Raw genomic sequence first — 25,300 nt, 5'->3', positions numbered from 1 at the left:
GGTTGGTAATGGGGGCTGCGGACGCGAATAGCGCAGCGAGCATGCGAGGTTTGGACCTGCTCGACCGTGTCGATTATCGACTGGCGCGGACGGCGGAGGAGAAAGACGAGATCTATCGTCTGCGCTACAGGGCCTATCTGCGGGAAGGGGCCGTCTCACCCGCTCCAGACGAGCGCGTCTTCGATCATTATGACGATCTGCCGAACTGCTGGATCTTCGGGGTCTATGTGGACGGGCATTTGTGCAGCTCGATCCGCATCCACATCGCCACGCCCGCCTGGCGCAAGTCGCCCTCGGTCGACGTGTTCGGCGACGTTCTCCATCCCAAGCTGGATGAGGGGCTGGTTTTCGTCGACTCGACGCGGTTCGTGGCGGACCCCGACAAAGCGAGGTCCTGGACGGCTCTGCCTTACGTGACGGTGCGCCTCGGGTCGATGGCCGGCGTGCATTTCGATGCCGACTATGGCCTCGCCATGGTGCGTCCCGAGCACCAGGCCTTCTATCATCGCGTTTTCCTGCATGAGACGTGGGGCCCGCCGCGCCTGTTCCCGGGCCTCGTGAAGCCGGTCGGACTGATGGCGTCGCATCTGCCGAGCGTGCGTGACAGGGTTCTGGCGCGCTATCCGTTCCTGCACTCGACCGTGTTCGAACGGCGCATGCTGTTCGATCGCGCGACGCCCGACGCCTTCACTGATTCGTTCAGGATTCAGGCGGTCGCCAAAGCCGGTTGATCCCGACCCCGCTGATCTCAGAGGTTGCCGGCGGGACCGGATCGTTCGGAGATGTTATCGGATATCAGCGAAAAAGCGCCCCGATGCGGGCGCGTCCCCGCTTGCCTTCACCCTGGCGCCACATTTACAACCCATTAACCATCGCGGTCGCTTTTTCGGGTTTCGTTAGCATTTGACCGGGTTCGGCAAGACCCCATCAAGGTTGACGGAACGTTCGCTTAACCATCGCCCTGTAGACCGGATGGCAGTCTAGAACGTGAGCGTGGAGGCTCCGGGAATGAAATATCAGATGCGTATCCTCCAGGGATTGAAGTTGGCCGCCGTGCTCGCGGTCGCGCTGTCGATGGGCGCGTGTGCCAACAAGAATCTCACCGGGGCCGATGGCGCGATGGCCAGCGCTGCCACGCCGGGCAGCCAGCAGGACTTCGTCGTGAACGTGGGCGACCGCGTCTTCTTCGAAAGCGACCAGACCGATCTGACGCCCCAGGCGATCGCGACCCTGGAGAAGCAGGCGCAGTGGCTGCAGACCTATCCGCGTTACAGCTTCACGATCGAAGGCCATGCCGACGAGCGTGGCACGCGCGAGTACAACATCGCGCTGGGCGCCCGGCGTGCGCAATCAGTTCGCAACTTCCTGGTTTCGCGCGGCATCGACCAGGGTCGCATGCGCACGATCTCCTACGGCAAGGAGCGGCCGGTCGCGGTTTGTAACGATATCTCCTGCTGGTCGCAGAACCGCCGTGCGGTCACGGTGCTGAACGCCAGTTCATAAAGCTGAACGGATAGCTCGTTCATGAAGCCGGCGTCGGTCATCGACGCCGGCTTCATCTTTTCGTCTTCGCTTGATCGTCATTTGTCGCTATTTCAATTCTGACGTACAGCCTCGCCCATCGGGCTATTTCCACCGTCTCCCGGATTCCGTCGTCAGGACAGCATGTCGTTCATGTTTCTTCCAAGGAGCGCCGCTGCGGCCATCGCAGCGCTCGTGATTGTCTCGTACCAGGCATTGTCGTCGCCAGCTTTCGCCCAGGTCGACGATGATCCGGAGATCCGGATTCAGCGGCTGGAAAATCAGCTCCGGCAGCTCACCGGTCAGAACGAGGAACTGCAATATCGCAACCGCCAGCTGGAAGAGCGCCTGCGTCAGCTGCAGAGCGGCGCGCAGCCGACGGCGCCGGCGGTACAGCCGAGTGCGGCGCCTCCGACCCAGATCGCGCCGGCTTACGGCCAGCCCTCCCAGCCCGCTTATGGCCAGCCGCAAGCCGGTCAGCCGCAATATGGCCAGCCGCAGCCGCAACAGGCCTATCCGCAGCCGCAGCCGCAGCCCAATTATGCGCAGCCGCAAGCTGCGCCCGCGCCGATCGCGCAGGACCAGCCGGCGCCGGGAGCCGGCGTCCGGCGGCGCGGCGATGCGTTCGACCCGAGCCAAAACCCCAGTGCGCCGGGCGCCCCGCAAGCGCTTGGCGGCGGACAATTGCCGGTTCAGGCGGGCGGTCAGCCGACCGGCCGGGCCGGAGGTGACGCCGCCAGTCTCCGCACCGGGCGTTACGACCAGGCGCCACCCGCGGCTGCCGCACCGGGTGGGCTCGATACGGCCCCGCCGACACAGACCCCGCGTGACGAATATGATCTCGGCATCGGCTACATGCAGCGCCGCGATTATGCGCTCGCCGAGCAGACGATGCGGAACTTCACGCAGAAATATCCGAACGATCCGATGATCGGCGATGCCAAATACTGGCTCGGCGAAAGCTTCTACCAGCGGCAGCAATATCGCGACGCCGCCGAGGTCTTTCTGGCAGTGACGACGAAGCACGACAAATCGTCGAAGGCGCCGGATGCGCTGCTTCGCCTCGGCCAGTCGCTGGCGGCCTTGAAGGAAAAGGAAGCTGCCTGTGCCGCCTTCGGCGAGATCTCGCGCAAATATCCGCGCGCATCGGCCGGCGTGAAGGCGACCGTCGATCGTGAGCAGAAGCGGGTGAAGTGCTGATCCTTCCGGGCGTGCAGGGCCTCGCGCCGGATCGGTGAGGCCGTTAGAGCATGATCTTGAAAAGTGGAAACTGGCTTTCCCAAAAGATCATGCTCAGACCAGGAGGAACGATCATGATGCGTTTCCGCGGAAATGCATCATGATCTAGTCTCGCGCGCGATGTCGACTGGACAGTCCGAAGACCATCTTCCGATCTCCGCGGCCGAAGCGGAGCGCCTGTTCGCGCCATTTGCCGACAGCGGCGTGCTCACATTGGCCGTCTCCGGCGGACCGGATTCCATGGCGCTGATGTGGCTGGCGGCGCGCTGGCGCGCAACGCGCGCCGGGGGGCCGCGTCTTCTCGCCGTCACCGTCGATCACGGTTTGCGGCCGGAGTCCCGGCGCGAAGCGCTGATGGTCAAACAACTGGCGCGCCAGCTCGGCCTGACGCACCGGACCCTGCGCTGGAGCGGCGAGAAGCCAGCAGCCGGAATTCCCGAAGCGGCTCGCATCGCGAGGTACCGGCTTCTGGCGCGCGCGGCCGAGCAGGCCGGGGCGAGCCATGTCGTGACCGCCCACACCCGAGACGACCAGGCCGAGACCGTGCTGATGCGGCTGCTGCGCGGCAGCGGCATTGCCGGCCTGGCGGCGATGGCGCCCGTCAGCCGGCGCGATGGCCTGCTGCTCGCGCGCCCGCTGCTTTCGCTGTCGAAGGCGAGGCTCCTCGCCACGCTGCGCTCCGCCGGAATTGCGTTCGCGGATGATCCGACCAATCGAGACCCGGCCTTCACCCGGCCAAGGCTGCGCGCGCTGATGCCGACGCTCGCCGCGGAGGGGGCCGACCCGCGCACCCTCGCCACGCTGGCCAACCGGGCTCGGCGGGCCAATGCTGCCATCGAGTTGATGGCCGACGGCGCCGAACGGTACCTCGCGCTGCTGGCGGCCGGCCGGTCGTCAAAGCGCCGGGGCGGCGAGGGGGAGATGTTCGACCCGCGCGCCTTTGCCGCACTCCCAGCCGAAATCAGGCTGCGGCTGCTGATGCGTGCCATTGACCGGGTTGGAACCGAGGGCCCCGTGGAACTCGGCAAGGCCGAAGCGCTGCTGGAACGGCTGGACCGGACTCTTGCGGGGATCACAGATGGTGGTACAGCCGAGCGCGGCACGCTAAAACAGACCCTGGCCGGTGCATTGGTAAGTCTGGCGAAGGACGCCATCCGCATCTCGCCCGCGCCGCCTCGGCGACGGCGCGGCGAATGATGCGGCCTGACGCCTTCGCGGACCCTTAACCACCTGCGTCGGCGGCGCTTTCGGGCGCCATTTTTTGAGCGGGAATCAGGCTATGATGCGATAAATAGTCCTGTCTGGTTCCCTTGGCATTGCTGCGAGTGGTACCTAGATTACGAGACGGTCGACCGGGGGATTCCCTCGTGGCTGCCCAGGGATGAGTCCGAGGACTAACGGCCGCGATCCGCGCGACCACGAAGGAAAATCGATGAACGCCAATCTGCGCAATTTCGCCCTTTGGGTCATTATTGTCCTGTTGCTGTTGGCGCTGTTCACACTCTTCCAAAATCCAGGGCAACGCGCGTCGTCCCAGGACATCTCGTTCTCGCAGCTGCTGAGCGAGGTCGACCAGGGCAATGTGCGCGACGTCGTGATCCAGGGGCCGGAGATCCACGGCACCTTCAAGAACGGCTCCTCGTTCCAGACCTACGCGCCGAGCGATCCGAACCTGGTCAAGCGCCTGTATGACGCCAAGGTCTCGATCACGGCCAAGCCGCCGGGCGACAATGTGCCGTGGTTCGTGTCGCTTCTGGTGTCCTGGCTGCCATTCATCGCGCTGATCGGCGTCTGGATCTTCCTGTCGCGCCAGATGCAGGGCGGCGCCGGCAAGGCAATGGGCTTCGGCAAGTCACGGGCCAAGATGCTGACGGAAGCGCATGGCCGCGTCACCTTCGAGGACGTCGCCGGCGTCGACGAGGCCAAGCAGGACCTGCAGGAGATCGTCGAGTTTCTGCGCGACCCCGGCAAGTTCCAGCGGCTCGGTGGCCGCATCCCGCGCGGCGTGCTGCTGGTCGGCCCTCCCGGCACCGGTAAGACGCTGATCGCGCGCGCCGTGGCCGGCGAAGCCAATGTGCCATTCTTCACCATCTCCGGTTCGGACTTCGTCGAGATGTTCGTCGGCGTCGGCGCGAGCCGTGTCCGCGACATGTTCGAGCAGGCCAAGAAGAACGCACCCTGCATCATCTTCATCGACGAAATCGACGCCGTCGGCCGCCATCGCGGCGCCGGCCTCGGCGGCGGCAATGATGAGCGCGAGCAGACCCTCAACCAGTTGCTGGTCGAGATGGACGGCTTCGAGGCCAATGAGGGCGTCATCCTGATCGCCGCCACCAACCGTCCCGACGTGCTCGATCCGGCCCTGATGCGTCCGGGCCGCTTCGACCGCCAGGTCGTCGTGTCCAACCCCGACATCATCGGCCGCGAGCAGATCCTCAAGGTCCATGTCCGCAAGGTGCCGCTGGCGCCGGACGTCAACCTCAAGACCATCGCCCGCGGCACGCCCGGCTTCTCCGGCGCCGACCTGATGAATCTCGTCAACGAGGCCGCGCTGACCGCCGCCCGCCGCAACAAGCGGATGGTGACGCAGGCCGAGTTCGAAGAGGCGAAGGACAAGGTGCTGATGGGCGCCGAGCGCCGCTCGATGGTGATGACCGAGGAAGAGAAGATGCTGACCGCCTATCACGAGGCGGGCCATGCGATCGTCGGTCTCAACGTTCCGAGCCACGACCCGATCCACAAGGCCACCATCATTCCGCGCGGCCGCGCGCTCGGCATGGTGCAGTCGCTGCCGGAGGCGGATCGCCACTCGCACACCCGCGAATGGTGCGTGTCGAAGCTCGCGATGATGTTCGGCGGCCGCGAGGCCGAGGTGCAGAAGTTCGGTCCGGAGAAGGTGACCAACGGCGCCACCGGCGACATCCAGCAGGCCACCAACCTCGCCCGCGCGATGGTGATGGAATGGGGCATGTCCGACAAGCTCGGCCGCGTCCGCTACCAGAGCAATGAGCAGGAAGTCTTCCTGGGTCATTCGGTGGCGCGCTCGACCAACATCTCGGATGACACCGCCCGCCTGATCGACTCGGAGATTCGCGGCCTGATCGAGGCCGGTGAGCAGGAGGCGCGCCGCATCATCACCGAGAAGCGTGAGGATTGGGAAGCGATCGCCCAGGCGCTGCTCGAATATGAGACGCTGACAGGCGAGGAGATCCTCGACCTGCTCAAGGGCAAGAAGCCGAACCGCGAATCTGCGATCGAGCCGTCGACGCCGCGTGCCTCGGCCGTGCCGCCGGCCGGCAAGCCCCGCCCGCGGCCCGATCCAGGCCTGGAGCCGCAGCCTCAGGCCTGATCCGGGCAAAGAGGGGGGACCAGAATTACTTCCCCCCTTTTTAACGAGACCGAATCGACAAGCCCGGCTTTGCAGCCGGGCTTTTCGTTTTCAGCGACCCTTGCTGTCCAACTGCGGCTTGCGAAAGTCAGCCGACGACTCCCGAGCGGCATCGCAATCGGGTCTGCGCGCCGTCAGTCTCGGGCGGCTGCCCCGGCGATGATGACGCCCGGGCGTCGCCATGTCCGGCTGCTCATCGCGCGGATCACGGCTTGTCGAACCAGGCTTTCCATTGCGGAACGGCGGTGGCGAATGTGCCGCGATGCGTGGTCGGTCCGGTCGACACCGCCTCGACCTTGCCGTTGCCGGCGCCGATCGCCTGCTGATAGGTCATGGCCAGCCGGCCGAGGCCGACCGAGATCGCCTCGTCGTTCTCGCCGTAATAGTTGCGCACCGGCGACTTGATGATCCAGCGATAGGCCTGGGTCTGCGCGACCAGGCGGCCATAGCTCGAGGCGGCGAAATATTGCGCGTCGAAATAATCCGGCTTCAGCAGCTTGTGCAGATCGGTTGGTATGTCGGCGACGTTGAAAGGCTGCCGCTCATAGGCCTTGCGGGCGACATCGTAATAGGTGTCGGCGATCACCGAGCGGGCGAGGCCCGGCACCGCATAATAGTTCTCGAACGCAAACGCCGACAGGATGAACAGCGAGTTGACCCAGGACGCGTCGTTGCTGCGGGGGAAATTCAGGAAGCCGTTGAGCGCGACGAACACGTCGACGGGGGCGCTTGCGGTCGCAGCTGCTGCGACCGGCACGCCGGCGCTTTCGAGCTTTTCGAGGAACGCCATGGTGACGAAGCCCCCCTGCGACCAGCCGGCGATGGACAGTCTGGTGGGCGTCAGATGCATATCGTTGAGCACGGCCCGGCTGGCGATCAGCATGTCGTAGGTGGCCTGCTGGTGGCTCGCCTTGACCATGTAGCCTTCAGGCTCGGTCGAAGTCCCCATGCCGAAATAGTCGGCGCCGATCAGCAGATGGCCTTGCCCGGCGAACTGCGCGATCATCAGCTGCGTCTCGGGGGACTGCTCCGGGAACGACGGCACCTCCTGTTTTCCGTACACCGTGCCGTGCTGATAGGACACCATCGGCAGGCTGGTCTCGGTGATCTCGGGCACGGCCAGCAGGCCCGTGGCGCGGATCGGCTTGTTGCCGCGTTCGGGGACGACCGACGCGTAGGTGATGCGATAAAGCCGGACGGCGTTGACAGCTGGCGTATAGCTGACTGTGACGCCGGCGAATTTCGGCGTGTCGATGGTCAGGATCTTGTTCAGCCGGTCGGTGTCCCAGCGCGCCAGAAACTCGTAGGAGACGTCGGACGTGACGCGCACCACGCCCTTGTCCTGGGCGAGGCTTGCCACCGGCCACATCAGGCAGAGCGCGAGGGCGACGATCATTCGAATCATGGGCATGGGACTCCTGCGTGGTGCCTGCCAGTTGCATCGGAGCCCTGTGCTACAGCGCGCGCGTAAACAATCAGTGCGGCCGGCCTCGCTCCAGCTCAGCCGGCGCCCCCGCGCTTAAGCCTTCTTCAAGCCTCGCGGCCTATGCCTTGATCAGGAGTGCGCCCGTGCTGGCGCGGGTGAGGTTCAGATGGCCGACAATTCCGTTGCCGCCGCGATCCCATCGCAGCGTCCTGGCGTTCCGGCGAGCCTGTTCGCAGCGTGCTTCGCGCTTGCCTGTATCAATGCCGCGTTCTTCCCCGCAGGTCTCTTCTCCGGCGTCTGGATCTGGGGCGCGGACGGGCTCGGCATCCCGACCGATTTCGTCAACGTCTGGGCCGCCGGCAAGCTTGCGTTGCAGGGCCATCCGGCCCTGGCCTGGGATTGGGACGTGCAGCGTCAGATCGAGCTTGATCTGCTGCGGCAGGACTTCCCAGGCTATTTCGCTTGGCACTATCCGCCGCCCTTCCTGTTCGTTGCGGCCTTGCTCGCGCAATTGCCTTACACCTTGGCCTTTGCCGGCTGGGTCTATGCGAGCTTCATTCCCTATGCGCTGGCGATGCGGGCGATCGTCGGCCGCGGTTTCGGCCTGTTGCTCGCGGCCGGCTTCCCAGCGCTGTTCTCGAATGCGCTGGTTGGGCAGAACGGATGTCTCACCGCTGCGCTCGTCGGCGGCACGCTGTATTGGCTGCCGGTGCGGCCGGTGCTGGCCGGGATCTGCCTCGGCCTCCTGACCTATAAGCCGCAATACGGGCTGCTGTTTCCGATCCTGCTGATCGCCACCCAGCGCTGGACCGCGTTCGTCTCGGCCAGCGCTACCGCCCTGGTTCTGGCGCTGGCGTCCTTCCTCGCTTTCGGCCTTGAGAGCTGGCAGGCCTTCGTTCACTGGATGCCGGCCTTTTCCCAGGCCTTCCTCACCGAGGGCAAGGCGACCTGGTGGAAGCTGCAAAGCTTGTTCTCGCTGGTGCGCTATCTGGGCGGCTCCGAGACGCTCGCCTGGGCCCTGCAATGGGTGCTCACCGCGGCGATCGCAATGGTGCTGGTCGTGATGTGGCGAAGCCCGGTGCGCTATGCGGTCAAGGCCGCGGCCCTGGCGGTCGGGCTGCTGCTCACGACGCCTTATCTGTTCATGTACGACATGATGGTGCAGGCGATCGCGGTGGCGTGGCTGGTGCGGATGGGCCTGCATGACGGTTTCCGGCGCTATGAGCTGCCGGCCCTCGGCTGTAGCGCTGGGCTCCAGATCACGTTCATGCTGACCGGCATCCCGCTCGGCCTGGCGGCCAACCTGATCATCGGCGGGCTGGCGCTGGCGCGAGCTGGCGCATGGTGGCGACGGCAGCCGGCTCCCTCCGGCGCGGTGCTGTCCGCAGCCTGACATCCTTCCCGCCGGTGACCGAACCAACAACCCTCTTGTCTTGTGCTCTGAACAGGTGTTCAGTTCTTCCTTGAGATTTGCGAGGCCGAGCCTCCAAAAACACTGAACCAGCGTTCGCCAGGAATCGCCTGGACGGCACGCGTCGGGGACGAGAAGCGTCATGGTTTACCGGCGAACCCACCAGGTCGTGAAGCGGCTGGCCGCGCGCCGCAGCGCCATTCTGGCGGCCGCGCGTGAAACCGCCGCCGAGGGCGGCATGTCCGCTGTCCAGATCGCACCCGTCGCGGTCCGCGCCAATGTCGCGGCCGGGACGGTCTATCGCTATTTCCCCTCCAAGGCCGACCTGATCTCGGAGCTGATCGCCGAAGTGTCGCGCGACGAGCTCGCGGCTGTCCGCCGCGCGGCCGATGCCGCGCCCGGGCCGTCCTCGGCGCTGGCGGCGGCGGTGTCCACGGTCGCCGTCCATGTGCTGTCTCAGCGCAAGCTCGCCTGGGGCATCCTGGCCGAGCCGGTCGATGTCGACGTCACCGCCTCCCGCCTGGCCAGTCGCCGCGACATCGTCGGCGAGATCGCCTCGCGGATCGATGCCGCCGTACGCGCCGGACATCTGCCGGCGCAGGACACCCAGCTCGCCGCCACCGCGCTGCTCGGTGCCCTGCACGAGGCGCTGGTCGGGCCACTGGCGCCCGACCATCTCGACGATCCGGCGAAGCTTCGCGACACGGTTCAGGCGGTGACCCTGCTGGCGTTGCGTGCGGTGGGCGTGATGGACGCGCGCGCCCGTGGCCTCGTCGTGCAGGCGGTGTTGCCGGTCAAGAGCCTGGTCGGCGCCTAGCTTAAGCAAGGATTCATGGGTCGCCGCCATGGTCGGGCGCGGCGCCGCGACGGCCGCCGCAGCTCGCAACCCCCAGGCGTTGTCGTCAATCGATGTCCATCGTGCGTAAACATCCGGTGATGCTGCTCGTGATCGCCGGATCGGCCGCTGCTGGCGCCGTCTACGCCTATATGGCCGGCGAGGACATCAACTGGGACTGGCAGAACTATCACGACTATGCCGGCTTTGCGCTGGTGCATGGCCGGTTCGATGTCGACGTGGCGCCGGGCGGCTTTCAGAGCTTCCTCAATCCGCTGATCTATCTGCTGCCTTACATGGTCCGGCATGGATTGGGCGCGCCCTGGTGGGGCATCGCACTCGGCGCCCTGCATGGGCTCAACCTTGCTGTCGTGTATTGGGTGACACGCGTGTTGCTGGGCCGTGCCGCCGACATCTGGACATTGGCGGCGGCGCTGCTCATCGCGGCGCTCAGTCCGATGGCGCTGTCCGAGGTCGGCACCAGCTTTGCGGATATTCTCACGACCTTGCCGATTCTCGCCGCGATCGCGCTGATGTTCAGCGCCGAGGACGACACGCCATCGATGCGGCATCTGCTCGCTGCCGGCGTCCTGATCGGTGCCGCGACCGGGCTGAAGCTGACCAATGCAAGCTTCCTGATCGCGGCCGGCGTGTCGCTGCTGCTCGTGGTCCGGCCATGGCGTGCCGTCCTCGCCTTCGGCCTGGCCAGCGCTATCGGCGTCGTCGTGACGGCAGGGCCGTGGGCGCTGAAGATGGCGCGTGATTTCGGCAGTCCGCTTTATCCGTTCTACAACACGATCTTTCGTTCGCCCGAGGCGCCGCAGATCTCGATCGTCGACACGCGCTTCATGCCCGCGGGCCTGCTCGATGCGCTGGCCTATCCATTCTACTGGGTGGTCGGCAGACATCCGTCGTCGGAATGGCCGTTCCGTGATCCGCGCTTCGCCGTCGTCATCATGCTGCTGGCCGCGCTCGTGGTCACGGGCCTGTGGCAGAAGCGCGAAGTGCTGCAGCTGCGCGACCGCCGCCTGATCACCTTCTTCTGGGTCGGCTATGTGCTGTGGATGCTCGCCTTCTCGATCCAGCGCTATCTGATGCCGCTCGAGCTGCTTGCGGCGCCGCTGATCGTGCTGCTGTTGCTGCGGCTGATCGAGGCCTGGCGCGAGGCGCCACCGGCCTCATCGCGCGCTGCGCAGGCTGTCGTCGTCAGCGTCGCGCTCGTCATCGCGCTGGCGTCGCAGCCGACCGACTGGATGCGGCGGCCGTGGGCGGACCCGTACCGGCCGCTGCTTGCGGAGACGCTGCAGCAGCCGGCGACGGTCCTGCTGCTGCAGAAGCCGCTTGGCTATGTCACTTCGTTCCTGCCGGCGGGCTCGCGCGTCTATCAGCTGTCCGAGCTGGTGGTCCCGATCGTGCCGGGCGGCGTGCTGGACCGCAGGGTTCGCGCTGGCCTGGCCGATCCGCTGCCCGGCGGCGTTTGGGCGCTGTATTACTCGGAAAGCCCGGCGGACAATCCGCCCCGGCTCGACGTGCTCGGCGATTACGATCTCACGATCGACGGATCGCGGCGCTGCGAGCGCATCGCCGGCGCCGATGGCACCGACATCACGGCCTGTCCGGTCGTCGCGGCCACGCGGCGCGCGGCGCCGACGGCAGGATTGCGGCCGAGCACGAGCGCCGACTGATCGGTGTCAGAGAAGGGCCTCGCTGGACGGTCCGACATAAGCGATGCGCACCATGTTGGTGGTGCCGGGCGTGCCCAGCGGAACGCCAGCGACGACCAGCACGCGCTGACCAGCGCGCACGAAGCCGTCGCGGAATGCGATCGAGCCGGCGCGCTCGACCATGTCGTCCTGGTCGCGGGCATCCTCCGCGACGACGCAGTGCACGCCCCAGACGACCGACAATCGTCGGCCGGTGGCGAGATTGGGCGTGATCGCGACGACCGGCGGCTTCGGGCGTTCGCGGGCGACGCGGACCGCGGTCGAGCCGGACGAGGTCCAGCAGATGATGGTGGGCAGGTCGAGATTCTCGGCAATGCGGCGAGCGGCTTCCGCGATCGCATCACCGGCGGTCGATTCCGGCTCCGGGCGCTGCGCGGCGATCACCGAGCGGTACACCACGTCGCGCTCGACCTCCTCGCCGATCCGGTTCATCGTCGACACCGCCTCGATCGGGTATTTCCCGGCGGCCGATTCCGCGGACAACATGATCGCGTCGGCGCCTTCATAGACCGCGGTGGCGACGTCGGAGACCTCGGCGCGGGTCGGCACTGGCGACTGGATCATGGATTCCAGCATCTGCGTCGCCACGACGACCGGCTTGCCGGCGCGGCGGGCCAGCCGGGTCATGAGTTTCTGCAGACCGGGGACGCGCTCCAGCGGCAGCTCGACGCCGAGATCGCCGCGGGCGACCATCAGCGCATCCGAAGCGTCGATGATGTCGTTCAGACGTTCGATCGCCTGCGGCTTCTCGATCTTGGACATGACCGCAGCGCGGCCACGAATGATCTTCTTGGCCTCGAGCACGTCGTCGGCACGCTGCACGAAAGACAGCGCAATCCAGTCGATGCCGATATTCAAGGCGGCCTCGAGATCGGCGCGGTCCTTCGGCGTCATCGCCGACACCGGCAGGTCGGTGTCCGGCAGGCTCACGCCCTTGCGGTCGGACATTCGGCCGCCGATCACCACGCGGGTGACCGCGCGGGTCGGCGAGGTCTCCTCGGCGATCAGCCGCACCTTGCCGTCGTCGAGCAGCAGGGCATGGCCCGGCTGCAGCGCCGCCAGGATCTCCGGATGCGGAAGATGCACCCGGGTCGCATCGCCCGGCGTCTTGTCGGCATCGAGCACGAAGCTCTGGCCGTTGTTCAACTGCACCGGCCCGTCGGCAAAGGTGCCGAGCCGCAGCTTCGGCCCCTGCAGATCGACCAGAATGCCGATCGGACGGCCATAGCTCGCTTCGACACTGCGGATGGTCGCCACCAGCTCCCGCAGCTTGTCATGCGGGGTGTGGCTCATATTGATCCGGAAGATGTCGGCGCCCGCCTCGAACAGCTTGCGGATCATCGCGCTGTCCGAGGAGGCGGGGCCGAGCGTGGCGAGGATCTTGATGCGCCGTAATCGTCTCATGGCTTGGGCGCTTGCCCGGGAGGCGTGGCGGCCGGCGGGGCGGCCTGCGGTCCATTGGGGAGGCCCGGCACATTGCCGCCAGGGCCCAGCGTGCCGGGAATGCCGGGAACGCGCTGCTGCGCGGGCTGCTCATTGGCTTCGGTCAGCTGTACCGTCCAGGCGCGCTGGTCCCCGGTATCGACCTCGAAGAAACCGGTGCGGTCGAAGCCGCGGGCCAGGCAGTTCTCGGTTCCCTTGATCGTGAATTCCTTGTCGCGCGAACACATGAAGGCCTGGCCGGACCACTCGCCGCCGCGGTCATAATCGAGCGCATAAATGTAGTAATAGCGTGCCACCAGGGTGCCCTTCAGCAGGGTCTCGCAGCTGCGAGATGAGACGTTCCACCAGCCTTCAGTGGTCCAGCCCTCGGCGTCCTTGTAGCCAAGGGCGATGCCGACCCGGCTTGACGTGTTGTTGCAGAGCCGGAAATCAGCCGCTGCCGGGGTGGAGGAGAGACAGAGCGCGGCCAGCCCAAGCAGCGAAAGCAGTCCGAAACCGGGGCAGCGGGGAATGCGATGCAGGAGGGAGGAGGTTTTGGGGATCATTGCGCGACGCTATATCAAACGTTGATTGATGTCGCGTGACTTGGCTGCGGCTGTCAACGGCAAGGCAATTCGTGGCGACGGTGGGTCGATCGCGCCCATTGCCCCCTTAAGGTGTTGCGATATGGCCAAGCCTGCGACGATGCCGCATCTTATAGCAGACATCCGCCACAACGCGGAACAGGGAACGAAAGCGATGACGATGGACAGCACCACCCGGACCGAACTCGAAGCTGCCGCCTTCCGCAGGCTCGTCGAGCATCTGCGGACCAGAACCGACGTTCAGAATATCGACCTGATGAACCTGGCGGGGTTCTGCCGCAATTGCCTGTCCAACTGGCTGAAGGACGCGGCCGACGCCAAGGGCGCCGCGATGACCAGGGATGAGAGCCGCGAGGCCGTCTACGGCATGCCGTATGAGGAGTGGAAGGCGAAGTATCAGCGCGAGGCCAGTGCCGAGCAGCTCGACGCCATGAAGAAAGTCCACCCGGGCCACTGATATCGGGCTTGGTTATCGGCCCTTGCGAGGGCAGGCGCGGATAGCGCGAATGAGCGAATCGGAGGGCTGCGCCGGATGGCGGGCTCAACGCAAGCGGCGTCGCCCGCTGGCCCGCGCCTGCCGCCATCTGGACCAACAAAGTGTGGGCGCTCTGTGGATGAGGACGATGTCGCCTTGACGCAGGGCACGCCAGATTTGAGGGTCGCGGCGAGCACATGCGCCTGACGGGCGCCTTCATTGGACACACCAGTTCCATTCAGGAGTATCAAATGGCCACCTCCGCCGCCGCGAAGGACGACGACTCGCCCGCGACCCGCTTCGCCGTAGACCAGCTCAGGTCGATCATCGAGCGCATCGAGCGGCTGGAGGAGGAGAAGAAGGCGATCTCCGAGGACATCAAGGACGTCTATGCCGAAAGCAAAGGCAACGGCTTCGACGTCAAGGCGCTGCGCACCATCATCCGGCTGCGCAAGCAAGACCCGAATGAGCGCCAGGAGGAGGAGAGCATCCTCGAGACCTACATGCAGGCGCTCGGCATGGTCTGAGGCGAAAGCGCCTGATCCGTCGACGTTCGAATGCCCCGGATGCTCGCATCCGCGGGCATTTGCTTGTCGGCATCCCGACCGGGCCCGTCACGCCGGCAGATGCGGCGGGCCCACGGCACCTCAGCGCAAGGCTGCGGCGCGCATCGTGAAGCTCTTGGTTTCGAGCTTGATGATCGCAGGCCCGGAGAACTGGTCATAGCTCAGTCCCGGTGTCGGATCGGCGGCGAAGCTCATCGCGATCGCGACCTGCGGCTTGACGAAATAGCTGCGCATGACCGTGAGATCAGGGTCGCCCATTTTGGTCACGGACATCGAGGACGAGGCGCTCGGCGTCAACAGAATCGCCCGCATCCAGGTCGAATCGGTGCCCTTGGCGGCCGAAATCCGGGTGGACATCGTGATCACGGCATCCTGGCCCTGGGCGTTCTTGCCGGCCGCCGCGGCGCCGTCGGGAGCGGGTGCCGCACTGCGCGTCGCGGGGCGGGAATTGCGCACCGGGATCACTGCCGCGGTGCCGCTGCCATTGGCGCGATCGATCGGCGAGGAGGCCGGAGGAGCGAAGGCCATGGCCTGCATCAGGCTTGCGTTCTGCGGCTGATCGATCGAGGACAGCGCCCGGCGCGCGGTGATCGCGGCCACCTGCTCGGGCGTCGCCTGCTTCGGCGTCGCTGGATTGTCACCCCAGAAGCCGCGTGAATTGATGATGTCGGCGACGCTCTGCGGGCCGCCGTCCCGGGCCGCATTGGCGGCAATCGCGCTCGTGGTCTCGGGCTTCGCCTCCGGCTGGCTTTCGGGCCTGGACTCGGGCTTGTTGCCGGACTTGGCGGCCACTGGCTGTGCGCCCTGCGAATCGGCCGACGCCAACTGCAGCGCATTGGCGATCTTGCCGCGCGCCGTGGATTTGCTGTCGGCCGGCTTGGCCGCGACCGCCGCCGCCTGGACCGGCTTGACGTCGGCCTCCGACGACTCTTCGTCATCCTCGCTCGGGCGTCCCCGGAACAGGCGTGCGAGCAGGCCGGGCTTTCCGGTCGAGGCGTCCTCGCCATTGCCGCGCTTCTCGATCTCGGCCTTGGCCAGCTCATAGCCCTTCAGCGGCACGCCATTGCTCGGGACGTGCACGGTCTTGCCGTCAGGGAATACGCGCGCCAGCTGATCGGCGGTCATGCGCGGCCAGTGCCGGATATTGCCGGTGTCCAAGTGCACGAAGGGCGAGCCGGAGGTCGGATAGAAGCCGACGCCGCCGCGCTGCAGGCGCAGGCCGGCGAAGCGGATCTGCTCCAGCGGCACGTTGGGAATGTAGAAATCCATCGCATGGCCCAGCATGTGCTGGCTGTGCCGCGCCACCCCGGAATGCGCCGAGCGCCGGCGCAGCATCGAATTGGTGGCGGGAGAGCGGTACGACGAAATGATCTGGATCGGCTGCTTGGCGTCGACGTCGCGATAGACTTCCCAGAGGATGTCGAACAGGCGGCGGTCCATGACCGTCTCGTCCTGGGTGCGCCAGTCGCGCAGGAAGTGGTTGAGCTTCTTCAGCGCATCTTCGTCATAGCGGCCTTCGCGCTTGAAGGTGACCGTGAGGTCCTCGCCGGAATGGGTGTGATGGAAGGAGAGCGTGCGTGTTTCGTTCAAGGCCGCCGCATCATGGACCGAGCCTGCGCCGATCAGCAGCAGCAGCGTCGCCAGTCCAGATCGGCATCCAGCCTTCCAACCCGCTCTCGTGAGCGAAACAGATTGGCGCGCGAAAACAGACAGCAAGATGCAGCCCACCCCGTCGACGAGCGTTTACTCGGATACCCTCTTGCGGCCCGTCCGGCGGAAGAGAGAGGAAACGCTTACCTAAGGCGGGATGGTTAAAGGATACTCACCGGCCCGCCCCCCAATTACCCTTAACATATACTCTTGAGTGTGGCGAAAAAGGGCCAGCGAATCGTGGTTGACCGTTGTGGTTAACCAACATTAAAAAGAAGCCCGCCGAAGATGTTACCTTCGGCGGGCTTCTTGATCTCACGTCGATATTTTCAGATCGTTATTTTCAGGTCGTGGACCTTGCTCGGATCAGCGGGTGAACACCCGTCGCACCGGGCGCCCGACCGGGGCCGGCGGGGTCGGCGAACCGCCGCCGAACAGGCGCTCGAAGAAGTTCGGCCCTGACCCCGACGAGAAGCTGTTGTCGCTGACATTGACCGCGCTCGGCAGTGGTCCGCGCGGCCGCGCATAGCTCGGCTGCGCGTGGGCGACGACGTTTTCGAGATCCTTGCCGCGGCCGTTCTTCAGGATCGAGATCATGGTCGCGTCGCGGCCATACACGTCCTTGCGGAACTGCAGCTTGCCGGCATCGTCGACGAAGGCGGTCTGGTAGGTGATGTTGACCGGGATCGGCGTCGGGAATTTCAGGTCGATCTCGCTCGAACCATACATGCTGCGGATACGCTCGGGCGTGTAGCGCTCGCCCGGCATGGCGATGTTCAGCAGAACGGATGCGTACTGGTCGGGATACTGCACGCGCATGCAGCCATGGCTGAAGGCGCGGTCCTCGCGCGCGAACAGATGCTTGTCCGGCGTGTCGTGCTGATAGACCAGGAACTTGTTCGGGAAGTTGAAACGGATGCGGCCGAGCGCGTTGGCCTCGCCCGGCGGCTGGGAGATGTGGATCGAGCCGTCGCGGGCGCGCTCCAGGCGAAGCCCCATGCGGTCGAGCACCGTCGGATCCTGCTGCAGCGCCGGCAGATATTCGTTGTAGATGATCGACGGCGGTACGTTCCAGGTCGGATTGACCGTGATGAACTTCATCGTCTCGCTGAGCAGCGGGGTCGCATGCTGGCCCGGCTTGCCGGTCACGACGCGGGTGGTCCAGACCTGGGCGCCGCGTTGCATGACCTTCAGCGTATAATCGGGAATGTTGAGGATCACATAGGCATCCCCGAGCGCCGGCGCGCCGAGGTCGCGCGGCAGCCAGCGCCAGCGCTCCATGTTGACGAGGATGGTGTCGATCTGCTTGTCGCGCTTGGGCGTGTTCAGCGCCTTCACGGTGCGATCGTCGAGCACGCCCGTCGGCTTGAGATCGGCGCTCTCCTGGAACTTGCGCACGGCCGCGGCGACCTTCGCATCATAGCGGATGTCGTCGGCATTCTCGGTGAGTCCGAGCTTGGCGCGGAGCTTCGGCACGCGCGGATCGGACATCTGCGCCTCGGCCTCGGGCGCGTTCTTGCCGCGGGCCGGGGTGTATTTCAGCGGCTGGCCGTCGTCGATGATGATCGGCGCCCCATCGCTGCCGCCGCGCAGCTCGGCGAGCTTGGCCTTCAGCAGCTTGTAGAGCTTGTGCGGCGGGTTGTAGCTCTCAAGCGCCGCAGATGCGTCCTTGGCGGTGGTGACGTTGGCCAGCACCTCGTTCGGGTCGATCGGATGTTCGGGATATTGAATGTCCGCCGACACCTGCGACCAGTGCATGCGGCCGCTCTGCGCCTGGCGGGCATAGTCGAGCATGCTTTCAGTCAGCTTGAGATCGGCTTCCGCCAACGCATCGGGCGTGGCCGCCGCAGCGCTGAAATCGGGCACCGGATAATCGGCAGGATTGAGGCCGTCCGCCGCCGCATCCCGCAGGCGAGCGATCACGCCCTTGGCGGTCGCGGTCAGGTTGCCGGCCTGAGTCCAGATCGGCGCATAGTCGCGGCCGGTGTAGAATTTCTCGACCGCGGCGCGCTCGGTCTTGCGATCGAAATAGCGCGCGCCCTTGGTGGCGATCAGGTCGCGCAAACGATCGGCCACCGGCTGATCGGCCGCAGGAATGTTGCTGGCGGCCTTGACCGGATCCTTCGCCGGTTCGGGCGCCGTTGCCGTGGCAGCAGGCGGGCTGGCCATCGTCTTGGCTGGCTCAGCGGCCGGGGCCGCGACAGCGTCGAGCGGCTTCGTCGGCTCGGGTGCCTTGGCCTGCTCGGGGGTTTTGGCCAGATCCGGGGTCTTGTCGGGTGTCTTGGCCGGCCCGGGCGAGACCGTCGCGGTGGTGTCGAGCTTGAAATCGCTGGCGGTCGGCGGCGGCACATTGGCCGGCTCGGGCAGCGGGATCGCCGCATCGATGGCCAACTCGGCAGCGTTGTTGCGAGGCGCGTCACCCTGGGCCAAAGCCGAGGTCGCGGACACCGCGAGGAAGGTTGCCGCGACAGCCATCAGCACGCGGTCATATCCGCCACGGGTGGTCACACAATCTCGCATCGTCAATCCCTCGGATGATTCGTTCCGTCCGGAACAGGGTCGGTCACACGCTCGCTTCTGCCCGCCGGCTCCGGCTCGAGCGCCCGCTTGTGAGAATGGATCACGCATGCACGCAATGATTCACCAAACGATACTCAAGCCCCATTTCTGCGGCCAGCGCCACACGGGACAACTCACGACAAACTGACTCTTGGGAAACCCCGGCCAAACCGATCGTGCGTTTGTGCCATGCGTTTTTTCCTTTGTCTGTCACCGCAAGGCAACGGTTCAGATGTTCCATTGTTGCGGAGCCTTGCGGCGTTTTTCGGACATGAGCCGATCATCCCAGCGGCGGAGATTCCGTCGCCGGCGTCTCGCCATTGGCTTCGTCGAGCTTGCGGTATAGCGTCGAGCGTCCGATTTTGAGACGCCGCGCAACCTCCGACATCTGGCCACGGTAATGCGCGATGGCGAAGCGGATGATCTCGTGCTCCAGTTCCTCGAGTGGGCGCACCTCGCCGCTCGCGGTCAGGAGCGGCAGAGCACCGTGCGAGGGCAGGGGAGCGATGGGTACTTCACTACCCGGCACGACCGCCGGCAGTGACGGGATGGGCCGCTCGACGGTGAGCGCGGGCGCCGGCTCCACCGGCGGTGCATGGGTCGGGATCAGCGGAAAATCCGCCACGCCGAGCAGATCGCTCTCGCTCATGACGACGGCGCGATAGACCGCGTTTTCAAGCTGGCGGATGTTGCCGGGCCAGTCGAGCTTGGTCAGATAGGCGACGGCGTCGCCGGCGATGCCGGTCACGGCGCGATTCTCCTCGGCCGCGAAACGCGCGAGGAAGTGCCGCAGCAGATGCGGAATGTCCTCGCGGCGCGCGCGCAAGGGCGGGATCGTCAGCGGCAGCACATGCAGCCGGTAGAACAGGTCTTCGCGGAAATGACCTTCCTTGACGCGTTCGAGCAGCCTGCGATTGGTCGCCGAGATGATGCGGACATCGACCTTGACCGGCTTGCGGCCGCCGACCGCCTCGACCGCGCCTTCCTGCAAAGCGCGCAGCAGCTTGACCTGGGCGGCGAGCGGCAGCTCGGAGACCTCGTCGAGGAACAGCGTTCCGCCATGGGCTTCGACGAATTTGCCCATGTGACGCTCGGTCGCGCCAGTAAATGCGCCCTTCTCATGGCCGAACAGAATCGATTCCACGAGGTTGTCGGGGATCGCGCCGCAATTGACCGCCACAAACGGCTTTGTCTTGCGCTCGCTGGTGCCGTGGATCGCGCGGGCGAACAGCTCCTTGCCGACTCCGGATTCGCCTTCGATCAAGACTGGGATCGAGGATGCCGCAGCCTTCTCGGCGATGCGCAGGATCGGCGCCATCGCCTCCGCCCGGGTAATGATGTCGTCGAACGTCAGCCGGCCCTCACGGCTGTGACGGATGCGCTGCAGCTCTCCCTTCAGCGCGGACGTGTTCAGGGCATTGCGCAAGGAGACCTGCAGACGCTCGATCCCGACCGGCTTGACCACGAAGTCCTGCGCGCCGGCGCGCATCGCCGAAACGACATTGTCGATCCCGCCATGCGCCGTCTGCACGATCACGGGTATCGAAATCCCGGCTTCGCGCATCTTGGACAGGACGCCCATGCCGTCGAGCCCGGGCATCACCAGATCGAGCACGATGGCGTCGATCGGGCCGGCGTCGGTATGGGTCAGCTTCTCGATGACGGCGTCGCCGGTGTCGACCACAATCGCCTCGTAGCCGCATTTCTGCACCATGTTCTCCACCAGCCGGCGCTGGACCGGATCATCATCGGCGATCAAAATGCTGGCAGCCATGGCTTTCCTTGCACGCTACGACTATCTGTCTCGAATCGGGGCACTCTCGCCGACGCCGATTAACGCAACCTTAAACCTCGCTGATCGGGATACACGTTCGAACAACAGGTTACCCATCCGATGACCTCGCGCGCTTCTTCCGCCCTCCGCAAGCCGACCAAGTCCGCTCCTCCGTCCAAAACCGCCAAGGCCAAGAAGGCCGCCGCCAAGCCGACGTCCGGCAAGCCGGCGTCCAACAAGCCGGCGTCCAAGTCGAAACCGGCGGTCAAAGCAGGGCGTGGTGCAGCGGCCAAATCGTCCGCCAAGCCCGCAAAGAAGGAGGTCGCGGCCAAGACGGGAATCGGGACGCTGCCCGAATGGAATCTCGGCGACCTGTATATGGGCATCGACGCACCGGAGATCGCTCACGATCTCGCGAAGATGGATGCCGAATGCGTCGCGTTTGAGACGGATTACAAGGGCAAGCTCGCCGAGCATGTCGCACGCGACGATGGCGGCGAATGGCTTGCAGCGGCCGTGCGGCGCTACGAGGCGATCGACGATCTTGCCGGCCGGCTTGGTTCATTCGCGGGCCTCGCGCATGCCGGCGACAGTGTCGATCCGGCGATTTCCAAATTCTACGGCGATATCTCCGAGCGACTGACCGCTGCATCCACGCATCTGCTGTTCTTCCCGCTCGAGCTCAACCGCATCGACGACGCGGTCATTGAGCGCGCGATGGAGACGCCGGCGCTCGGCCATTACCGGCCATGGATCGAGGATCTGCGCAAGGACAAGCCATATCAGCTCGAGGATCGCGTCGAGCAGCTGTTCCACGAGAAGTCGCAGACGGGCTATTCGGCCTGGAACCGGCTGTTCGATCAGACCATCGCCGGTCTGCGCTTCCAGGTCGGGGGAAAGGAGCTCGCGATCGAGCCGACCTTGAACTTCCTGCAGGACCGCGACGGTGCCAAGCGCAAGGCGGCCGCCGAGGCGCTGGCCAAGACCTTCAAGGCCAATGAGCGCACCTTCGCGCTGATCACCAATACGCTGGCCAAGGACAAGGACATCTCCGATCGCTGGCGCGGCTTCCAGGATGTCGCGGATTCCCGCCATCTCAACAACCGGGTCGAGCGCGAAGTGGTCGATGCGCTGGTGGCGTCGGTGCGCGCGGCCTATCCGAAGCTGTCGCATCGCTACTATCAACTGAAGGCGCGCTGGTTCAAAAAGAAGAAGCTCGCGCATTGGGACCGCAACGCGCCGTTGCCCTTCGCCGCCAACGCCACCATCGCCTGGCCGGACGCCAAGAACATGGTGCTGACGGCCTATCGCGGCTTCTCGCCTGAAATGGCCGACATCGCCCAGCGCTTCTTCGACCAGAGCTGGATCGATGCGCCGGTGCGGCCGGGCAAGGCGCCGGGCGCGTTCTCGCATCCGACCACGCCCTCGGCGCATCCCTATGTGCTGATGAACTATCAGGGTAAGCCGCGCGACGTGATGACGCTCGCGCACGAGCTCGGCCATGGCGTCCACCAGGTGTTGGCGGCGAGGCAAGGCGCGCTGATGGCGCCGACGCCGCTGACGCTCGCCGAGACCGCGAGCGTGTTCGGCGAGATGCTGACCTTCAAGCGCCTGTTGTCCGAGACCCGCGACGCCAAGCAGCGCCAGGCGCTGCTCGCCGGCAAGGTCGAGGACATGATCAACACGGTGGTGCGGCAGATCGCGTTCTATTCGTTCGAGCGCGCCGTGCACACCGAGCGCAAGAATGGCGAGCTCACCGCCGAGCGGCTCGGTCAGATCTGGCTGTCGGTGCAGACCGAGAGCCTCGGCGAAGCGATCGAGATCAAGCCGGGCTACGAGAACTTCTGGATGTACATCCCGCACTTCATCCATTCGCCGTTCTATGTCTACGCCTATGCGTTCGGCGACTGCCTCGTGAACTCGCTCTATGCGGTCTACGAGCATGCCGCCGAGGGCTTCGCCGAGCGTTATCTGGCGATGCTCGCCGCCGGTGGCACCAAGCATTATTCCGAGCTGCTCGCCCCGTTCGGCCTGGACGCCAAGGACCCGAAATTCTGGGATGGCGGCCTGTCGGTCATCGCCGGCATGATCGATGAGCTGGAGCGGATGGGGTAGTGGCGTATAACATTTGTTGAACTGGGTGGGCTTCTCTGTTATACAAGTGTACAACAGAGGAGCCTGCCATGAATGAAAGTCCCAAGGAGCTGAAGCCGGACAGCAGCGTGGTGCTGCAGGTCCGAAAGATCGGTAATTCCATCGGGCTGATCTTGCCTAAGGAGATGGTGGCCCGGCTGAACCTTAAAGAGGGGGACAAGCTGTTCCCTGTCGAGCAGCCGGGTGGCGGCATCATGCTGACGCCGCATGATCCGGATTTCGAGCGGGCGATGACAGTCGCCCGGCGCGGCATGAAGCGGTATCACAACGCGCTCTCCGAGCTGGCGAAATGAACGAGCCGTTCTGGCTCACGCGTCAGATGGTCGTTGCAATCCATGATGAGCAGCTTGCAATTCATGGCGGAGCAAGCGGCTTGCGCGACGAGGGCATGCTCGAGTCTGCGCTGGATCGCCCGAGAAACAAGTGGGCTTACGAAGGCGCAGAGCTTCCGGAGCTCGCCGCAGCCTATGCCTACGGCATTGCGCGCAATCATCCGTTCGTGGATGGCAACAAGCGGACCTCGCTGCTGGCGCTCTATACGTTCCTTGGCGTCAATGGATTCGATTTCGACGTCCCGGAAGCGGACGCCGCTGCGGTGATCCTCGCCCTCGCTGCGGGCGAGGTCAGCGAGGCCAGCCTGACGCGCTGGATCCGTGATAATTGGCCAAGCCAATAGGGTGATCGGAAAAGCCGATAGAACTGGCTGGCATGGCCGCCGTTGCCCTTGCATCGGCTTTGAGGTATGCGACCTTAACAAAGCATATTTCTCTGGGGGACCCCGATGGCAAACCATGGCGAGACCGCCTACTCGACGGCTGACGGCAACGACTACGCGGCGCATGAAGCAACCTATGAGGGATTCATCGCGCTGGTGAAGTACGGCACCATCGGTGTCGCCCTCATCGTCATCTTGATGGCCATTTTCATCGCTTAATGTCGCTTTCGGCCCGCCGGCACCCCGCTGGCGGGCCTTCAGCTGAGTGCGGATGCCGCGCCCGCTGACGACACATCGCCGTCCCGCCCCTTTTAAGCTCGCGCGCGCATCCGCGCCGGAGGCCTCATGAAGATTGCCGTCGCCAAGGAAATCGACCCGTTGGAGCCGCGGGTCGCCGCCTCTCCCGACACGGTGAAGAAGTTCAAGGCGTTGGGCGCCGAGGTCGTGATCGAGCCCGGTGCCGGCATCAAGTCCGGCGTCCCCGACGCGGAGTTCACGGCAGCCGGCGCCACCGTGAGCGCCGACGCGCTGAAGGACGCCGACATCATCATCAAGGTGAAGCGGCCGGAGGCTTCCGAGCTCGCCAACTACCGGCGCGGCGCGCTGGTGTTCGCGATCATGGATCCCTATGGCAATGACGCTGCGCTGAAGGCGATGGCCGATGCCGGCATAGCGTCCTTTGCGATGGAATTGATGCCGCGCATCACCCGCGCCCAGGTCATGGACGTGCTGTCGAGCCAGGCGAACCTCGCCGGCTATCGCGCGGTCATCGAAGGGGCCGAGGCCTTCGGCCGGGCCTTTCCGATGATGATGACCGCCGCCGGCACCGTGCCGGCGACCAAGGTCTTCGTGATGGGCGTCGGCGTCGCCGGCCTTCAGGCGATCGCGACTGCGCGCCGGCTCGGCGCCATCGTCTCGGCCACCGACGTCCGTCCAGCCACCAAGGAGCAGGTGGAAAGCCTCGGCGCCAAGTTCCTGGCCGTCGAGGATGAGGAATTCAAGAATGCGCAGACCGCCGGCGGCTACGCCAAGGAAATGTCGAAAGAGTATCAGGCCAAGCAGGCGGCGCTGACGGCGGAACACATCAAGAAGCAGGACGTCATCATCACGACGGCGCTGATCCCCGGCCGTCCGGCCCCGCGCTTGGTCACCATGGAGATGGTGAAGTCGATGCGTCCGGGCTCGGTGCTGGTCGACCTCGCAGTCGAGCGCGGCGGCAATGTCGAAGGCGTCAAGCTCGGCGAGACCGTCGAGATCGACGGCGTCAAGATCATCGGCTTCCCGAACCTGGCCGGGCGCGTCGCCGCCTCGGCCTCGGGGCTGTACGCCCGCAACCTCTTCGCCTTCATCGAGACGATGATCGACAAGAAGGAGAAGACGCTGGCGGTCAATTGGGACGACGAACTGGTCAAGGCCACGGCTTTGACAAAGGACGGCGCCATCATTCACCCGAACTTCCAGCCGAAGGCCTAGTCGGAAGACACAAGGAGCAAAGCCATGGAGCATGTCGTCCAAGCCGTCGATCCGTTCGTCTTCCGGCTGTCGATCTTCGTCCTCGCCGTTTTTGTCGGCTATTTCGTCGTGTGGTCGGTGACCCCGGCGCTGCATACGCCGCTGATGTCGGTGACCAATGCGATCTCCTCGGTCATCGTGGTCGGCGCCCTGCTGGCGGTCGGCGTCTCCATGGTGTCGAGCGGCAGCGGTCTGGCGCGGGCCTTCGGCTTCATCGCGCTGATCTTCGCCTGCGTGAACATCTTCGGAGGCTTCCTCGTCACCCAGCGCATGCTGGCGATGTACAAGAAGAAGTCCAAGTAACAACGCCGCACGACGCGGGAT

The 25,300-nt window shown here is 65.4% G+C and carries 23 protein-coding genes; 16 read left to right on the top strand and 7 right to left on the bottom strand.

What is annotated here, in order from left to right:
- The first annotated feature begins 41 nt into the window (after positions 1-41).
- The 5 genes from BBTA_RS32200 to ftsH all read left to right on the top strand — a co-directional run bounded on the left by BBTA_RS32200 (position 42) and on the right by ftsH (position 6,109).
- Entirely contained in the window at positions 42-731 is a 690-nt protein-coding gene (locus BBTA_RS32200; protein ID WP_244424219.1) for a hypothetical protein, read from the top strand.
- 277 nt (positions 732-1,008) lie between these two features.
- Complete coding sequence (gene pal, locus BBTA_RS32195) at positions 1,009-1,503, top strand: peptidoglycan-associated lipoprotein Pal (protein WP_041751034.1); 495 nt, start codon at positions 1,009-1,011, stop codon at positions 1,501-1,503.
- A gap of 171 nt (positions 1,504-1,674) precedes the next feature.
- Entirely contained in the window at positions 1,675-2,721 is a 1,047-nt protein-coding gene (ybgF, locus tag BBTA_RS32190; protein WP_012046697.1) for a tol-pal system protein YbgF, read from the top strand.
- 159 nt (positions 2,722-2,880) lie between these two features.
- Complete coding sequence (gene tilS / locus BBTA_RS32185) at positions 2,881-3,957, top strand: tRNA lysidine(34) synthetase TilS (protein ID WP_012046696.1); 1,077 nt, start codon at positions 2,881-2,883, stop codon at positions 3,955-3,957.
- 235 nt (positions 3,958-4,192) lie between these two features.
- Complete coding sequence (gene ftsH / locus BBTA_RS32180) at positions 4,193-6,109, top strand: ATP-dependent zinc metalloprotease FtsH (protein ID WP_012046695.1); 1,917 nt, start codon at positions 4,193-4,195, stop codon at positions 6,107-6,109.
- A 244-nt stretch (positions 6,110-6,353) separates the two neighbouring features.
- Here ftsH and BBTA_RS32175 read toward each other — a convergent pair whose 3' ends face one another.
- Positions 6,354-7,559, bottom strand: a complete 1,206-nt coding sequence (locus BBTA_RS32175) for an acetylxylan esterase (RefSeq protein WP_012046694.1) — start codon at positions 7,557-7,559, stop codon at positions 6,354-6,356.
- Positions 7,560-7,740: 181 nt separating this feature from the next.
- On the opposite strand from BBTA_RS32175, the gene BBTA_RS32170 reads away from it, so the two are divergent.
- The 3 genes from BBTA_RS32170 (at position 7,741) to BBTA_RS32160 (ending at position 11,505) form a co-directional block, all read left to right on the top strand.
- Positions 7,741-8,967, top strand: a complete 1,227-nt coding sequence (locus BBTA_RS32170; RefSeq protein WP_012046693.1) for a glycosyltransferase family 87 protein — start codon at positions 7,741-7,743, stop codon at positions 8,965-8,967.
- A 160-nt stretch (positions 8,968-9,127) separates the two neighbouring features.
- Complete coding sequence (locus BBTA_RS32165) at positions 9,128-9,802, top strand: TetR/AcrR family transcriptional regulator (protein ID WP_012046692.1); 675 nt, start codon at positions 9,128-9,130, stop codon at positions 9,800-9,802.
- A gap of 92 nt (positions 9,803-9,894) precedes the next feature.
- Entirely contained in the window at positions 9,895-11,505 is a 1,611-nt protein-coding gene (locus tag BBTA_RS32160; protein ID WP_049795426.1) for a glycosyltransferase family 87 protein, read from the top strand.
- Between the two features lie 6 nt (positions 11,506-11,511).
- Here BBTA_RS32160 and pyk read toward each other — a convergent pair whose 3' ends face one another.
- Positions 11,512-12,948 carry a pyruvate kinase gene (gene pyk / locus BBTA_RS32155; protein ID WP_012046690.1) on the bottom strand — a complete coding sequence of 479 codons (1,437 nt, stop codon included), beginning with the start codon at positions 12,946-12,948 and terminating at the stop codon, positions 11,512-11,514.
- Positions 12,945-13,532 carry a DUF1036 domain-containing protein gene (locus tag BBTA_RS32150; RefSeq protein ID WP_012046689.1) on the bottom strand — a complete coding sequence of 196 codons (588 nt, stop codon included), beginning with the start codon at positions 13,530-13,532 and terminating at the stop codon, positions 12,945-12,947. Before BBTA_RS32150 ends, pyk begins: the two co-directional genes overlap by 4 nt.
- Positions 13,533-13,725: 193 nt before the next feature.
- Between BBTA_RS32150 and BBTA_RS32145 the strand changes: the two genes are divergently transcribed.
- Positions 13,726-14,028, top strand: coding sequence for a DUF1244 domain-containing protein (locus BBTA_RS32145; protein WP_012046688.1), 303 nt, complete (start codon positions 13,726-13,728; stop codon positions 14,026-14,028).
- Between the two features lie 269 nt (positions 14,029-14,297).
- On the top strand, positions 14,298-14,573 hold the full coding sequence (locus BBTA_RS32140; protein WP_012046687.1) for a DUF2312 domain-containing protein: 276 nt from the start codon (positions 14,298-14,300) through the stop codon (positions 14,571-14,573).
- A 120-nt stretch (positions 14,574-14,693) separates the two neighbouring features.
- Here BBTA_RS32140 and BBTA_RS32135 read toward each other — a convergent pair whose 3' ends face one another.
- The 4 genes from BBTA_RS32135 to BBTA_RS32125 form a co-directional block, all read right to left on the bottom strand.
- Positions 14,694-16,328, bottom strand: coding sequence for a DUF882 domain-containing protein (locus BBTA_RS32135; protein ID WP_012046686.1), 1,635 nt, complete (start codon positions 16,326-16,328; stop codon positions 14,694-14,696).
- A 300-nt stretch (positions 16,329-16,628) separates the two neighbouring features.
- Positions 16,629-18,737 (bottom strand): murein L,D-transpeptidase, encoded by a 2,109-nt coding sequence (locus tag BBTA_RS32130; RefSeq protein ID WP_012046685.1) that lies wholly within the window; start codon positions 18,735-18,737, stop codon positions 16,629-16,631.
- Positions 18,738-18,882: 145 nt separating this feature from the next.
- Entirely contained in the window at positions 18,883-19,062 is a 180-nt protein-coding gene (locus BBTA_RS40410) for a hypothetical protein (protein ID WP_148221548.1), read from the bottom strand.
- 39 nt (positions 19,063-19,101) lie between these two features.
- Positions 19,102-20,595 (bottom strand): sigma-54 dependent transcriptional regulator, encoded by a 1,494-nt coding sequence (locus tag BBTA_RS32125; RefSeq protein WP_012046684.1) that lies wholly within the window; start codon positions 20,593-20,595, stop codon positions 19,102-19,104.
- A gap of 120 nt (positions 20,596-20,715) precedes the next feature.
- On the opposite strand from BBTA_RS32125, the gene BBTA_RS32120 reads away from it, so the two are divergent.
- The 6 genes from BBTA_RS32120 to BBTA_RS32095 all read left to right on the top strand — a co-directional run bounded on the left by BBTA_RS32120 (position 20,716) and on the right by BBTA_RS32095 (position 25,279).
- Positions 20,716-22,710 carry a M3 family oligoendopeptidase gene (locus BBTA_RS32120; protein ID WP_012046683.1) on the top strand — a complete coding sequence of 665 codons (1,995 nt, stop codon included), beginning with the start codon at positions 20,716-20,718 and terminating at the stop codon, positions 22,708-22,710.
- Positions 22,711-22,778: 68 nt separating this feature from the next.
- Positions 22,779-23,042, top strand: coding sequence for an AbrB/MazE/SpoVT family DNA-binding domain-containing protein (locus BBTA_RS32115; protein WP_172236084.1), 264 nt, complete (start codon positions 22,779-22,781; stop codon positions 23,040-23,042).
- Positions 23,039-23,425, top strand: a complete 387-nt coding sequence (locus tag BBTA_RS32110; RefSeq protein WP_083780729.1) for a type II toxin-antitoxin system death-on-curing family toxin — start codon at positions 23,039-23,041, stop codon at positions 23,423-23,425. Before BBTA_RS32115 ends, BBTA_RS32110 begins: the two co-directional genes overlap by 4 nt.
- 105 nt (positions 23,426-23,530) lie before the next feature.
- Positions 23,531-23,683 carry an aa3-type cytochrome c oxidase subunit IV gene (locus tag BBTA_RS32105; protein ID WP_012046680.1) on the top strand — a complete coding sequence of 51 codons (153 nt, stop codon included), beginning with the start codon at positions 23,531-23,533 and terminating at the stop codon, positions 23,681-23,683.
- A gap of 126 nt (positions 23,684-23,809) precedes the next feature.
- Positions 23,810-24,937: a Re/Si-specific NAD(P)(+) transhydrogenase subunit alpha gene (locus BBTA_RS32100; protein ID WP_012046679.1), complete on the top strand. Its 1,128-nt coding sequence runs from the start codon at positions 23,810-23,812 to the stop codon at positions 24,935-24,937.
- 24 nt (positions 24,938-24,961) lie between these two features.
- Positions 24,962-25,279, top strand: coding sequence for a proton-translocating transhydrogenase family protein (locus tag BBTA_RS32095; RefSeq protein ID WP_006612207.1), 318 nt, complete (start codon positions 24,962-24,964; stop codon positions 25,277-25,279).
- Positions 25,280-25,300: the final 21 nt, after the last annotated feature.

It is taken from the genome of Bradyrhizobium sp. BTAi1 (assembly GCF_000015165.1).
GTDB classification, from domain to species: domain Bacteria; phylum Pseudomonadota; class Alphaproteobacteria; order Rhizobiales; family Xanthobacteraceae; genus Bradyrhizobium; species Bradyrhizobium denitrificans.
The sequence above is the reverse complement of the archived record's forward strand: the minus strand, read 5'-3'. Positions and strand labels throughout refer to the sequence as shown.